The following is a 13984-nucleotide window of genomic DNA, read 5'->3' on the forward strand; positions in this document are numbered from 1 at the left end:
ACGCCCCCGTGCGCTCGTGAGCTGCCTCCGCCCTCCGCCAGGCCCCGTGCCGAGCGAGGGAGTGCCCCACGTGACCATCGCGCCAGCCGATCCGGCCTCAGCGACCCCCGTGTCCGCGGAACCCGACGGACCCGGTGCCGCGCTGCTGCGGACCCTGACCGCGCTGACCGCCGACCTCCCCGACGCCGACCCCGGCCGGGTCGCCGCCGCCGCGCTGCGCGGCCGGTCCGCGCGGGCCGACGAGGCGGAGCTGCGGGACCTCGCCACGGAGGCGGCGGCCGGACTGATCTCGGAGGACCCGGTCTACTCCCGGCTGGCGGCCCGGCTGCTCACCCTCGGCATCCGCGCCGAGGCGGCCTCCCAGGGCGTCACGTCCTTCACCGAGTCGGTCGCCACCGGTCACCGCGAGGGGCTGATCGCGGACCGCACCGCCGCGTTCGTCCGGCTGCACGCCGAGCGCCTGGACGCGCTCGTCGACCCGGACGCCGACGACCGCTTCGGCTACTTCGGCCTGCGCACCCTGCACAGCCGCTACCTGCTGCGGCACCCGATCACCCGCAAGGTCGTCGAGACGCCCCAGTACTTCATGCTGCGCGTCGCCGCCGGTCTCGCCGCGGACGACTCGGACCGCTCGGTGGCCGAGGTCGCCGCGCTCTACGGGCTGATGAGCCGGCTCGACTACCTGCCCTCCTCCCCCACCCTCTTCAACTCCGGCACCCGGCACGCCCAGATGTCGTCCTGCTACCTCCTGGACGCCCCCAGGGACGAGCTGGACTCCATCTACGAGCGCTACCTCCAGGTCGCCCGGCTCTCCAAGCACGCCGGCGGCATCGGCCTCGCCTACTCCCGCGTCCGCTCCCGGGGTTCGCTGATCCGCGGCACCAACGGGCACTCCAACGGCATCGTCCCCTTCCTGAAGACGCTCGACGCCTCCGTCGCCGCGGTCAACCAGGGCGGGCGGCGCAAGGGCGCGGCGGCGGTCTACCTGGAGACCTGGCACTCCGACATCGAGGAGTTCCTGGAGCTGCGGGACAACACCGGCGAGGACGCCCGCCGCACCCACAACCTGAACCTCGCGCACTGGATCCCGGACGAGTTCATGCGGCGCGTCGACGCCGACGGCACCTGGTCGCTGTTCTCGCCCTCGGACGTGCCGGAGCTGCCGGACCTGTACGGCGAGGAGTTCGACGCGGCCTACCGCGCGGCGGAGGCGGCCGGCCTGGCCCGCAAGACGCTGCCGGCCCGCGAGCTGTACGGCCGCATGATGCGCACCCTGGCGCAGACCGGCAACGGCTGGATGACCTTCAAGGACACCTCCAACCGCACCTCCAACCAGACCGCCGAACCGGGCCACGTCATCCACTCCTCCAACCTCTGCACGGAGATCCTGGAGGTCACCAGCGACGGGGAGAGCGCGGTCTGCAACCTGGGCTCGGTGAACCTGGGCGCCTTCGTGAGCGGCGACGACATCGACTGGGAGCGGCTGGACACCACCGTCCGCACCGCGGTCACCTTCCTCGACCGGGTCGTCGACATCAACTTCTACCCGACCGAGCAGGCGGCCCGCTCCAACACCCGCTGGCGCCCGGTGGGCCTGGGTGCGATGGGCCTCCAGGACGTCTTCTTCCGGCTCCGCATGCCCTTCGACTCCCCCGAGGCGAAGGCCCTCTCCACCCGGATCGCCGAGCGGATCATGCTCACGGCGTACGAGACCTCCGCGGACCTCGCCGAGCGCGACGGCCCGCTGCCGGCCTGGGAGAAGACCCGTACCGCCCGGGGCGTGCTGCACCCCGACCACTACGGCGTGGAGCACGCCTGGCCCGAGCGGTGGGAGGCGCTGCGCGAGCGCGTCGCCCGCACCGGCCTGCGCAACTCGCTGCTGCTGGCGATCGCGCCGACCGCCACGATCGCCTCCATCGCGGGCGTGTACGAGTGCATCGAGCCGCAGGTGTCCAACCTGTTCAAGCGCGAGACGCTCTCCGGCGAGTTCCTCCAGGTCAACTCGTACCTGGTGGACGACCTCAAGCGGCTCGGCGTCTGGGACGCGCGCACCCGTGAGGCGCTGCGGGAGGCCAACGGCTCGGTGCAGGGCTTCGCGTGGGTCCCGGACGAGGTGCGCGCGCTGTACCGCACCGCCTGGGAGATCCCGCAGCGCGGCCTCATCGACATGGCCGCCGCCCGCACCCCGTACCTCGACCAGTCGCAGTCGCTGAACCTGTTCCTGGAGACGCCGACCATCGGAAAGCTCTCCTCGATGTACGCGTACGCCTGGAAGCAGGGCCTGAAGACCACGTACTACCTGCGCTCCCGTCCCGCGACCCGGATCGCGCGGGCCGCCCGCGCCGCCGTCCCCGCCCAGGCGACGCCCGACCCCGAGGCGGTCGCCTGCTCCCTGGAAAACCCCGAGTCCTGCGAGGCCTGCCAGTGATGACCAGCCAGACCAAGAACCTGCTCGACCCCGGCTTCGAGCTGACGCTGCGCCCGATGCGCTACCCGGACTTCTACGAGCGCTACCGGGACGCCATCAAGAACACCTGGACCGTGGAGGAGGTCGACCTCCACTCGGACGTCGCCGACCTGGCCAGGCTGAGCCCCGCCGAGCAGCACCTGATCGGGCGGCTGGTGGCCTTCTTCGCCACCGGTGACTCGATCGTGGCGAACAACCTGGTGCTGACGCTGTACAAGCACATCAACTCCCCCGAGGCGCGGCTGTACCTGTCCCGCCAGCTCTTCGAGGAGGCCGTGCACGTCCAGTTCTACCTGACGCTGCTCGACACCTACCTGCCCGATCCCGAGGACCGGGCCGCCGCGTTCGCCGCGGTGGAGAACATCCCCTCGATCCGGGAGAAGGCCGAGTTCTGCTTCAGGTGGATGGACTCGGTCGAGAAGCTGGACCGGCTGGAGACCCGGTCCGACCGCCGCCGCTTCCTGCTCAACCTCATCTGCTTCGCCGCCTGCATCGAGGGCCTGTTCTTCTACGGCGCCTTCGCCTACGTGTACTGGTTCCGCAGCCGCGGCCTGCTGCACGGGCTCGCCACCGGCACCAACTGGGTGTTCCGGGACGAGACGATGCACATGTCCTTCGCCTTCGACGTGGTGGACACCGTGCGCAAGGAGGAGCCGGGCCTCTTCGACGAGGAGCTGGGCCGCCAGGTCACCGACATGCTGAAGGAGGCCGTCGAGGCGGAGCTGCAGTTCGCCCGCGACCTGTGCGGTGACGGCCTGCCCGGCATGAACACCGAGTCCATGCGGCAGTACCTGGAGTGCGTCGCCGACCAGCGCCTGACCCGCCTGGGCTTCGCCCCGGTCTTCGGCTCGGAGAACCCGTTCTCCTTCATGGAGCTGCAGGGTGTGCAGGAACTGACCAACTTCTTCGAGCGCCGTCCGTCCGCGTACCAGGTGGCGGTGGAGGGCACCGTCGACCTGGACGAGGACTTCTGAGGCTCCCGTCCGACACCGGACCCCACCACGGCCGGTGGCCCCCCGGACCCGCGAGGGTGCCGGGGGGCCACCGGCCGGCGCCGTCACCTGGGTATGGGCCGCACCCGCAGGTCGTCGGGGCGCAGGGTGATGCCCACGCGGACGGCGTCCTTCGAACCGGCCACCTGCTCGAAACGGAACGCGGTGGCGAGCGCCGCGGTGATCAGCGTGAGCTGCGCCATCGAGAAGTGGTCGCTCGGGCACTTGCGATTGCCGACGCTGAACGGCCGCATGGCGTATTTCGGCAGCTCGGTCACGCGTTCCGGAAGCCACCGGTCGGGGTCGAACTCCAGGTGCCGCGCGTACGACTTCGGATCGCGCTGGATCGCGTACGGACTGTAGATGATGTCCGAACCGGCTGGAATGCGATAGCCACCGAGTTCGGTGTCGACCACGGCCCGCCGGGTCAATACCCATACGGCCGGACGCAAACGCATCGCCTCGACGATGACATTGTTGGTGTGGGTGAGCTTGCGGACATCCTCGAATGCGACGGGACGTCCGCCGGTCACCGCCCGGACTTCGTCGCGGATACGGTCGCCTTGTTCGGGGTGCGCGGCGAGCGCCTGCAACAGCCACATGATCGTGGAGGCGATGGTCTCGCTTCCCGGGGTGAGGATGGCCACGACCTGGTCGTGTATCTCCTGTTCCCCGATGGGATCGCCATTGTCGTCCTTCGCCTCCAGCAATGCCGTCAGCAAATCGTCCGGCCGCCGGCCGGAGGCGCGGCGCTCGGCGACGATCTCGTCGACCAGCAGGTGCAGGTCGGCCAGGGCGCTGTTGAACTCGCGGTTGGCGGGCAGCGGCAGCCGGTACAGCGGTCCCAGCGGGACCACCATCCGGCGGTACATGCCGCGGAAGACGGTGGCGAGGGAGACGCACAGCCGCTCGGCCCGCTCGTCCATGTACTGACCGCGCAGCAGGCAGCGGGCGGCGACGCGCACGGCGACGCGGAAGGACTCGGAGGTGCAGTCGACGGTCCGTCCCGAGGCCCAGCGCTCGGTGAGCGCGTGCGCCTCCTCCTCCATGATCGGGCCGTAGGCGGGGATGGCGTCCAGTTTGAAGGCGGGCTGGATGGTGCGCCGCTGGCGCCGGTGGAGCGGGCCGTTGGCGGTCGCCACGCCCTCCTTGCCGAGCAGTCCTTCCAGCGACTCCCACAGCGGGCCGGCGATGTGGTAGTCGGGGCTGAGGGCGAGGGCGCCGGTGAGCGCGGGGGTGGTGACCGCGTACACCGTCTTCGGGCCGATCCTGATGCGGACGACGTCGCCGTGGTCGCGCAGTTGCGCCATGAAGGCGAGCGGGTCGCGGGCCATCCGCCAGCCGTGGCCGAGCAGCGGCACGCCGCCGCCCGCGACGGGCGGTTCGCGCAGTCCGGCCGCGGGGCTCCCGGTCGTGCGGGGGGTGCCGGGGTCGACGGACTCGACGGTCATGCGTCACCTGCCGTTTCGTTGTTGACGTACGGGGGCGTGGACCGGTCGGCCCAGCTCTCGACCCGGTAGCGGCCGGATTCGTGGTGGAACCAGTAGACAGAGCTGAACCAGTTCCGCATATTGGCCACATGAGTCCGCACGGCGCCGCTCAGTTCCTCTCCCCGGACGGTTCCGTCGGCGAGTGTGCCGGCGAGTCGGATGACGTCCTGTTCCACGGCGAGGAATTCGGATATGCATTCCTCGACCCGCCGCCGGACTTCGTCGATCGCTTCGTCGAGGGTCAGCCCCTCGTGCGTCACGAGACTGATCCCGAGATTGTGGACCTCGTTTCCGGCGAGTTCCTTGGGCAGCGAACAGAGGTCGTTGTACCAGGCGGCGAATTCCTGGCTGAGCAGTGCGGCCCGCCGGTATGCGGGATGTTTCCTCACGGTGTCCGGGAGTTCACATCCCGCGCTGGGTTCCAGAAGATCGGTCCATATCCAGTGGGCGAAGGTGAGACGGCGCAGGGCGAGGTATTCCTCGACGCCGGGCACGATTCCCCGGGTGCGGTTGTGGAATTCGCGGTCGTACGCCTCGATCACTTCGTGGAAGTGCCGGGCGAAGCGGTCGTTCCAGGTCTGCGGGAGGAAGGCGTACAGCCGCAGCACGCTGTCGGAGAACCCGGCGACCAGCGTGTCCCGGTGGTGCAGGTGGTCGGCCGGGGAGTCGAGTGCCGCGTGGAGGTGCCGGCGCAGCCGGCGCCAGGCGGCGGGGCGGTCGTGCACGATGTCGCGGTCGTGGCGGTCGTCCCAGACGAAGAACCAGGCACTGTAGTCCGCTATCGCCTGGAGGACCGCGTCGGGGGCGCCCAGGTAGTAGCCCGCCATGAGATCGGTGTAGCGCAGCCCGTCGGCATACTCCTCGACCTTGTCCGCGGGCATGAGCCGCTTTTCCAGCAGCCAGGTGCGGGTCTTCTCCTGGAGTCTGGGCCAATACGGGTGGAGCCGGCGGGGGAATTCCGCCTCGATCACCGGGAGCGCGAGCCGTGGTGGTACTACCGCGGTCGCGGTAGGTGTCGCTGTGGTGCCGTGTGAGAAAGCATGCACGAACTGAACCCCTCTCAGCCGCCGGTGGCGCACCCTCCCACTGAGCGGGGCGTGCGCCGTTGCGTATCCCCGCACTTCCCATTCAGCACCACAACTGACCGTCCTGGGAACGGATTTGCTTCAACCATCACCGGTCGGTGCCGGACTTCTCCTGGTGTGTGGCAGCTTCGGAATCGGGGCCGGGGGGACGGTTCGAACAGGTGACGGAGAAAAGACGGCGCCCGTTCGGCCGATACCGAACGGGCGCCGTGCGCGGGGCCGGGCCCCGGGGTACCTCAGTCGTTGGCGACGACGGGGTAGCGCGGCTCGTTCTCGGCCATCTGCCGCAGCGCGTCCTTGCGTTCGCGCTTGGAGAGCCGGTCGATGTAGAGGTAGCCGTAGAGGTGGTCGGTCTCGTGCTGGAGGCAGCGGGCGAAGTAGCCGGTGCCGCGCACCTTGACCGGGTTGCCCTTCTCGTCCTGCCCGGTCACCTCGGCGTAGTCGGGGCGGGCGAGCGGCGCGTAGGCGGTCGGCACGGACAGGCAGCCCTCGCTGTTGTCGTCCAGGCGGCGCCGGTCTGCGGGGAGTTCGACGAGCTTCGGGTTGCAGACCACGCCGACGTGGCGGACGCCCTGGTCGTCGGGGCAGTCGTAGACGAAGACCTTGCGGTCGACGCCGATCTGGTTGGCGGCCAGGCCCACGCCCTCGGCGGTGCGCTGGCTGGCGAACATGTCGGCGACGAGCTGCTGCAGTTCCTCGCCGAAGTCGGTGACGTCCTGGCACTCCTTGTGCAGGGCCGGGTGGCCGACCACGGTGATCGGGCGCGAGGTGCCGCGCTCACGCCAGGCGGTCTCGCGCTCCTCGCAGTCGTCGGTGTCGACGACATAGCCGTCGTCGTCCACGGGGAGCACGCCCGCGTGCTGCTGATCGGTGTCCTGCTGCGCCATGACCGACGAACGCCTTCCTGAACTGTGACCCTTTTCGATGCTGCATACAGGGTACGGGGGCCGGGCCCCGGCGGGACACGGTCCGGGCGCACGGCCCCCGCGGGGTTCGGTCCGGGCCTCGGCGGCCCCGGCGGGCGTACGGTCCGGCCCCGGCGGGAGACGGTCCGGCCCCGGCGGCCACGGTGGGGCGAGGATCGGCTCGGCGGGTCCTCGTGGGCGGGTGCCGTGGGGTCAGCAGACCTCTTCGAGGTCCCGCCAGTCCCGGGAGTCGGGGCTGTCGGCGACCCAGCCGTCCAGCAGCCCCCGCACCAGCGCGGCCGGGGCGGCCACCCCGCACTCGCGCTCGGGCACCCAGAGCTGGCCGTCGGTGCGGTGGCCGAGCGGGCCCGGGTGTCCCGGTTCGCTGTGGTCGTGCGGGTCGAGGTGCTCGCCGTCGCCCTCGTCGGAGGGCATCCGGGACTCGGAACACATCCGGCACAGCAGCCGGACCGAGGAGGACCAGTCCTCGGCGGCGAAACCGGCGTCGGCGGCGAGCTGTTCCAGGGCGTCCCGGTCGGCCTCGGTGGCGGCTTCCAGAAGCACCACCCAGGTGGGCACGGGCGAGGGCGCCCACAGCTCGATCTCGTCGAAGACGGGGTAGGCGTGCCCGGCGGCGGTGGTGCGTTCGCCGTGCGGCACCCCGTCGTGCAGGACGACCTCGCCCCAGCGCCGCCCGGAGGAGGGCAGCGGGATGGAGAGGACCTCGATCCGGGCCGGGTCCAGCCGCCGGCCCCACACCACCTCGGCCTCGCCCTCCGGGGAGAGGCGTACGGCGGCGCTGCCGAGGTCCATGCCGAGCGGTTCGCCGGCGTCGGTCGCCTCGCCGGGGGTGCGCAGCCCGTACGCCTGCCAGGCGCGGCGGGCCAGCGGCCAGTCCTGGAGCGCGGTGGCGGCGATGCCGACGTTCCACCAGTCGGGAGCGCCGAGGTCCCGGTCGAGCAGGGCGACGGCCCGCAGCCCGGCGGCACGGGCCTGTTCCCAGTCGTGCCGGAACTTGTGCAGCAGGGCCAGGTTGAACCACGACTCCGACAGCCAGGGTTCCAGGTCGGCGGCCCGCGTGAGCAGTGCCCCCGCGTCCTCGTAGCGACCGTCGCCGATCAGCGTGAACGCCCGGTCGGTGGCCTGCCGCCAGGAGGCGGAGGGCCGGTGCCGTCCCTTGCCGAAGATCCTCACGATTCCCGCCTGCCAGTTCCGTACGGTGGGCTGGCCGTGCCTTTCCGTGCCCCCGGACACCCTCTCCTGCGCATCAAACCATGTACGGCCGCGGGGGCGCTCATTACCCATGGGTTATCCCTCGGCGGGCACGGTCAGGCTGCCGCGGGAGAGCACTCGGGCCAGCGCTTCCACGACTTCCGGAGCGTAGTCGCCCGCGGCGGCCAGGCGCAGCTCTTCGAGCGCGGTGAGGCTGCCGCCGGGTCCGGCGTCCCGGGCCTTCTCCTCGTAGGCGTTGACCGCCCGTATGATCCGCGCGGCCAGGGGCTGGTCGCGGCAGGGGTCGGCCTGCCGTTCGACGACGACGGCGACGGCGGCGTCGACGCCGGTCTGGCGGACGACGGCGCCGCCGAGGAGCGCGATCCGCCGCTGTTCCGCGAGCGGCAGGGCGGCGGTGGCGCCGGCCGGGACCGGGTCGACGAGGCTGAGCTGTCCGATGTCGTGCATGAGGGCGGCGTACTCCAGGACGGTCAGTGCGCCCCCGGACAGGCCCAGCTCGCGGCCGACGGCCCCGCTGAGCTCGGCGACGCGCCGGGCGTGCCCGGCCGGGGTGTACCCGGCGATCTCGGTGGCGCGGGCGAGCGAGGCGATGGTCTGCCGGTAGGTGGCGCGGACGGCGGCGTAGCGCCGGTAGGAGAGCTGGGTGAGCAGCAGCGGCACGGAGAGGACGGGCAGCGCCCACAGGCCCGCGACGGCGACCGCGAGTGCCATCACGGCGCCGGTCGCGCAGACGGCGGAGGTGATGCCGGCCATGCCGCGCAGTTCCTCGCGGAGCAGCGGGCCGAGGGGCCAGCCGCTGCGGGCGCGGGCGGGCGCCGCGGCGAGGACGGCGTCGCAGAGCGCGGTGAGGGCGAGCAGGGCGATGAGCAGCAGGGCGTGGCCCAGGCCGCCCCAGTCGCGGAAGGCGCCCTGGTGGGAGAGGGGCTGGAAGCAGACGGCGGCGAAGGCCACGGTGAGGACGCGGCGGGTGAGCTGGTCGAGCAGGGGGCCGCGGCCACGGGCGATGTAGGGCACGCTGCCGAGCAGGGAGGCGGCGAGCACGACGGTGACGGTCTGGGCGACGCCGTGCCGGGCGGGCTCCGCGCCGATCTCCCCGAGCAGTGCGTAGGCGAGGCCCCCGGCGGCGGCGAGGGGCGCGGTCTCGCGGGTCTCGGCGCCGGTGCGGCGGGTGAGTTCGCCGAGGGCGACGAGGAGCCCGAACGCGAGGGCGACGGGCCGGTCGGCCACTCCGGTCCACAGCACGCGCGCGAGGCAGCCGGCGGCGGTGAGTACGGCACAGGCACGGGTGAGGACGAGGACGGCCGGCGTCCGCGCCGCCGTCACCGGGCGTCCTGCCGGCCGGCGGGCCCGGGAGGCGTGGCAGCGCCGGGGCGTACGGCTCGGTGGGCGCGCGCCCGCGTGCGTGCCGGTGCTCCGGCGCTGCCGGGGCCTGCCCTGCGGGCCGGCGCTCCGGCGCCGGCCGTGCGAGCGGTGCGGGCCGCCCGCGGCGGAAGCGGGCGCGCGGCGGGCCGCGTCACCGGGTGCCCCGTCCGACGCGGTCGCGGGCGGCGGCGTCCTCCGGCCCGGCGGTCCGCGGCGAGGGGGCGGCGGGCGGGGCCGCGTCGGAGGTGACCGCGGGCTGCCAGCCGTGGCTGCCCAGCGCCCGGACCAGGGCGCCGACCATCCGCGGGTCGAACTGCGAGCCCGCGCACCGCTGGAGTTCCTCCAGGGCGGCGGGGACCGGGCGGGCCCGGCGGTAGGAGCGGGTGGAGGTCATCGCGTCGAAGGCGTCGGCGACCGCGACCACCCGGGCCGACTCGGGGATCTGGCCGCCGGCCAGTCCGTAGGGGTAGCCGCTGCCGTCGAGGCGTTCGTGGTGGTGGAGCACGGCGGCGCGCGCCTCGCCCAGGAAGCGGATGCCGCGCACCATCTCGTGCCCGTACTCGGGGTGCAGTTCGATCACGCGCCGCTCCTCGGGCGTGAGCGGTCCCTCCTTGCGCAGCAGCCGGGTCGGCACGCCGAGCTTGCCCACGTCGTGCAGGATGCCGGCGAAGCGGAGCGTCTCGACCCGCTCGTCGTCCATGCCCAGCTCACGGGCGATCATCATCGAGGCGCGGCCGACCCGCTCGCTGTGGCCGCGGGTGTAGCCGTCCTTGATGTCGACGGCCTGCACCAGGGCGCGGATGGTGGCCTGGTGGGCGGCGCGCTCGCGGTCGTACTGGGCGAAGGCCCACCACGACACCCACATCGGCGGCAGTACCAGCAGTGCGGCGACGGGCCCGTACGGGCTGTGCCACAGGACGGCCATCATCAGCGCGGCGAGCCCGTGCACGGTGATCGGGGCGAGCGAGCGCAGGAAGTGCCCCCGCCAGGCGCGCCGGGCCGGGACCCGCTCGGCCAGGGCGAGGATGCCGCCGTCGAGGAGCGTCAGCACCAGGCAGAAGGCGAGGACGGCGGCGCCGGCCGGCAGCAGCGCGTAGGGGAAGCGGGGGCCGAGGACGGCGTCCTGCCCGCCGAACGCGTCGTGGGTGCGGGCGGCGGCGCAGACGGCGAGGACGAGTTGCGCGGCCCGCCAGATCCGGCGCAGCCGGGAGTCCCGCTCGGCGGGGGGCCCGGCCGGGGCGAGCAGCGCGCCGGGCAGCGCCACGAAGGCCGCGGCGGGCGGCGGCAGCAGGAAGGCGCCGGTGAGCAGGATGGGGTAGCAGGTGCCGACGGAGCGGGAGCGGGCGATCCGCTCGCCGCCCGCGTAGAGCCCGGCGAGCAGCAGGACGGCCCACCCGTGCGGGTGGGCCGGGGGGAGCGGGGCGAGCGGGCAGAGGCAGAGGAGGGCGGCGAGGGCGGCACCGGCGACGTAGACACGTGCCCGTGCCGGTACCACGTCCATGTGCCCCTCCCCCGGCCATGCCTGTCAGGCTCGGAGCCTAGGACGGCAGGGGGGCGGTGTGGGCCGATAAGCCTCGGATTAGCACGGACGAGTGATGGGCTCGTCGGAGGCGACGCGCGGGCCCCCGGGGTCCGGGGGCGCGGGGCGCGGCGTCCGGTTCAGGACTCCTGGGGAGCCGGCGGCGCGGCGGTGACGTCGTGTTCGGGCACGGACTGGCCCGAGCGGATCAGGTCGATGCGGCCCATGACCTTGGCGCGCAGGTCACCCGGCACGTCGTCCTGGCCGCAGCACCGCTTGACCAGCTTCTTGACGGCCTGCTCCAGCCCGTACTTCTCCAGGCAGGGCGAGCACTCCTCGAAGTGGTGCTCGAACTTCACGCAGTCGGAATCCGGCATCTCCCGGTCGAGGAACTCGTAGAGATGATCGAGGATTTCGCTGCAATCCGTCTCGTGCGGCTCTCCGCAGCTCATGACCCCGAGCCTTTCGCTTCGTTCGACTCTCCGGCGCCGGCCGGGACCAGTCCGCGGTCGCGGGCGTAGTCCTCCAGCATCCCGCGGAGCTGACGGCGGCCCCGGTGCAGACGGGACATCACCGTACCGATGGGTGTCCCCATGATGTCCGCGATCTCCTTGTACGCAAAGCCCTCCACGTCCGCCAGGTACACGGCGATCCGGAACTCCTCCGGGATCGCCTGGAGGGCCTCCTTCACGTCCGAGTCGGGCAGGTGGTCGAGTGCCTGCGACTCGGCGGAGCGCAGCCCCGTCGACATGTGCGACTCGGCGCGCGCGAGCTGCCAGTCCTCGATGTCCTCGGCCGCGCTGCGCTGGGGCTCGCGCTGCTTCTTGCGGTACGAGTTGATGAAGGTGTTGGTGAGGATCCGGTACAGCCACGCCTTGAGGTTGGTGCCCTCGCGGAACTGGTGGAAGGACGCGTACGCCTTGGCGTAGGTCTCCTGGACCAGGTCCTCCGCGTCGGCAGGGTTACGCGTCATGCGCAGCGCGGCCGAGTACATCTGGTCGAGGAATTCGAGCGCGTCCCGCTCGAAGCGCGCGCTGCGCTCGGCGGCCGACTCCGTGCCCGTGCCCCGGCCCTCGGGCTGCTCCGCCTGGCCGTGTTCGGTCCCTGCGTCGGTCCCAGTGACCGGACCCACCTCCTCCAGTGTCGTCGTGGAGCCGGAAACGGTCCCACTCGAATCGGAGGATAGACGACGATCCGTCCCGCCCGCCGCTCGAACGGGGGTGGTCCGGGCCGCGTGGAGCACCGTCCAGTCGAGGCCGGAGCGGCCGTCCTTGCCCGTCTCCGCTCCCGCCGGGCGCGATCCGCCCACCGGGGACTGCGGGACGGGTGGGCAGAAGGTCGAACCCATGCGGCGGACTTCCTCTCCTACGGCGTCGGCGCTGATGTCAGCTCGGTACATACGGCACAACAGTGCCGGGGCCCCGGACATTCCCGGGGCGTCAGGCGAGCGACCGGGTCCAGTCGGCGACGGCGTCGGTGACGAGGGAGAGGGCCTCGTCCTGGCCGATTCCGGCCCGTCGGGGAACGGCGAAGCCGTGGTCGGCGGAGGGCACGGCGACGAGGCGGTGCGGTCCGTCGGGGAACTCCTCCGGGCGGCCGAAGGGGTCCCTGGCGCCCTGGACGACGAGGGTGGGCACGCCGACGGCGAGCAGTTCCCCGGCGCGGGACCGTTCGGGCCTGCCGGGCGGGTGCAGCGGGAAGGCGAGCGCGAGGACGGCGCGGGCGCCCAGTTCGGCGGCGGTGCGGCAGGCGACCCGGGCCCCGGCGCTGCGCCCGCCGGAGATCACCGGCAGCCCGGTCGCGGCCAGGGCGGGCCGGATGCCGCGCCAGCCGGTGTCCAGGGTCTTCGGGGCGGGCGCCAGTCTCCTTCCGGCCACTCGCCAGGGCTGTTCGACGAGGACGACGGTGACGCCGTGGGCGGGCAGCGCCCCGGCCAGCGCCCGCAGGTCGCGCGCCTCGATGCCGCCGCCCGCGCCGTGGCCGAGGGCCAGCAGGAGGCGGGGCCGCGGGGCCCGGTGCCAGGTGAGGCGGGCGGTGCCCGCGTCGGTCTCCAGGGTCTGCGTGGTCCCGCCGGTCGCACTCGTCACGTCAGAAGAGTGTGCCCTCTTCCGGCGCCTCCAGCTCCGTCAGCAGCTCCGGCCCGTTGTTGCGGACGTCGCTGACGGCCGTGGGGACCGGGTGGGCGCGCAGCAGCCCGGGGGGCGGCGGGAGCAGCAGCGCGGCCAGGTCGCCGGGGTCGGTGCGCGCCGGGTCGAGCCAGTCGTCCCACCGGTCCGGCGTCAGCATCAGCGGCATCCGGGGGTGGATCTCGGCGAGGGAGGCCGGGCCGTCGGCCGGGGCGGCGGCGAGGGGGGTGGCCTCCGCCTCGGTGGTGATCACCGCGCACGTCACCCACCAGGCCCCGGGGTGGCCGCCCCGCAGCGTGGGGTCCCGCCAGAACTCGTACAGCCCCGCCATGGCGAAGACCGAGCCGTCGGCCGGGGTGACGAAGTAGGGCTGCTTGCGGGGGCGTTTGCGGCGCCCCTCGACCTCCAGTTCCCGTTCCTGGCGGCCGGTGACCCACTCGTAGTAGCCGTCGGCGGGGAGCAGGCAGCGGCGGGTGGCGAAGGCCTGGCGGAAGGAGGGCTTCTCGTGGACCGTCTCCGCGCGGGCGTTGATCATGCGGGCGGCGCCCTCGGGCGTCCTGGACCAGGAGGGCACCAGCCCCCAGCGCAGCCGGCGCAGCTGCCGGGAGGGCCGGGGGTCGGGGCTGCCCTTCAGGGGGCGGTCCAGGACCGCGTAGACCTCCTTGGTCGGGGCCACGTTGTAGTCGGGCTCCAGGGTCTCCTCGGGCTCCCAGGTCTCTATCCCGAAGACACCCGCGAGCTCCTCGGGCCCCCGACTGGCCGCGTACCGTCCGCACATGCTGGAAAACCACCCCTCGTGAACCCG

The 13984-nt window shown here is 72.8% G+C and carries 12 protein-coding genes; 2 read left to right on the forward strand and 10 right to left on the reverse strand.

Annotated elements, in window-relative coordinates; all coding sequences use genetic code 11:
• Positions 1–70 precede the first annotated feature (70 nt).
• Together VM636_RS10025 and VM636_RS10030 are read left to right on the forward strand one after the other, a co-directional pair.
• A complete protein-coding gene (locus VM636_RS10025) occupies positions 71–2428 on the forward strand; it encodes a ribonucleoside-diphosphate reductase subunit alpha (protein WP_030421699.1) in 2358 nt (785 codons plus the stop codon).
• The gene (locus VM636_RS10030) at positions 2428–3441 is read left to right on the forward strand and encodes a ribonucleotide-diphosphate reductase subunit beta (protein WP_030421700.1); all 1014 of its coding nucleotides are present in this window, start codon (positions 2428–2430) and stop codon (positions 3439–3441) included. Before VM636_RS10025 ends, VM636_RS10030 begins: the two co-directional genes overlap by 1 nt.
• Positions 3442–3524: 83 nt before the next feature.
• Here the strand turns inward: VM636_RS10030 and VM636_RS10035 are convergent, their stop codons facing one another.
• The 10 genes from VM636_RS10035 to VM636_RS10080 all read right to left on the reverse strand — a co-directional run bounded on the left by VM636_RS10035 (position 3525) and on the right by VM636_RS10080 (position 13957).
• A complete protein-coding gene (locus VM636_RS10035) occupies positions 3525–4910 on the reverse strand; it encodes a cytochrome P450 (RefSeq protein WP_338484282.1) in 1386 nt (461 codons plus the stop codon).
• Positions 4907–5995 (reverse strand): epi-isozizaene synthase, encoded by a 1089-nt coding sequence (cyc1, locus tag VM636_RS10040; RefSeq protein WP_030421702.1) that lies wholly within the window; start codon positions 5993–5995, stop codon positions 4907–4909. The genes VM636_RS10035 and cyc1 overlap by 4 nt, the downstream gene beginning before the upstream one ends.
• Positions 5996–6270: 275 nt before the next feature.
• On the reverse strand, positions 6271–6921 hold the full coding sequence (def, locus tag VM636_RS10045) for a peptide deformylase (RefSeq protein WP_030421703.1): 651 nt from the start codon (positions 6919–6921) through the stop codon (positions 6271–6273).
• A gap of 231 nt (positions 6922–7152) precedes the next feature.
• Positions 7153–8133, reverse strand: a complete 981-nt coding sequence (locus VM636_RS10050; RefSeq protein ID WP_030421704.1) for a hypothetical protein — start codon at positions 8131–8133, stop codon at positions 7153–7155.
• Between the two features lie 114 nt (positions 8134–8247).
• On the reverse strand, positions 8248–9495 hold the full coding sequence (locus VM636_RS10055; protein ID WP_053914579.1) for a metal-dependent phosphohydrolase: 1248 nt from the start codon (positions 9493–9495) through the stop codon (positions 8248–8250).
• A 190-nt stretch (positions 9496–9685) separates the two neighbouring features.
• The gene (locus VM636_RS10060; RefSeq protein ID WP_030421706.1) at positions 9686–11035 is read right to left on the reverse strand and encodes an HD-GYP domain-containing protein; all 1350 of its coding nucleotides are present in this window, start codon (positions 11033–11035) and stop codon (positions 9686–9688) included.
• 158 nt (positions 11036–11193) lie between these two features.
• Positions 11194–11505: a mycothiol system anti-sigma-R factor gene (gene rsrA, locus VM636_RS10065; protein ID WP_030421707.1), complete on the reverse strand. Its 312-nt coding sequence runs from the start codon at positions 11503–11505 to the stop codon at positions 11194–11196.
• Entirely contained in the window at positions 11502–12185 is a 684-nt protein-coding gene (gene sigR, locus VM636_RS10070) for an RNA polymerase sigma factor SigR (RefSeq protein WP_030421708.1), read from the reverse strand. Before sigR ends, rsrA begins: the two co-directional genes overlap by 4 nt.
• Positions 12186–12492: 307 nt before the next feature.
• Positions 12493–13140 carry an alpha/beta family hydrolase gene (locus VM636_RS10075; RefSeq protein ID WP_338484283.1) on the reverse strand — a complete coding sequence of 216 codons (648 nt, stop codon included), beginning with the start codon at positions 13138–13140 and terminating at the stop codon, positions 12493–12495.
• Between the two features lies 1 nt (position 13141).
• The gene (locus tag VM636_RS10080) at positions 13142–13957 is read right to left on the reverse strand and encodes an SOS response-associated peptidase (RefSeq protein ID WP_030421710.1); all 816 of its coding nucleotides are present in this window, start codon (positions 13955–13957) and stop codon (positions 13142–13144) included.
• Positions 13958–13984: the final 27 nt, after the last annotated feature.

It is taken from the genome of Streptomyces sp. SCSIO 75703 (assembly GCF_036607905.1).
Lineage (GTDB): Bacteria > Actinomycetota > Actinomycetes > Streptomycetales > Streptomycetaceae > Streptomyces.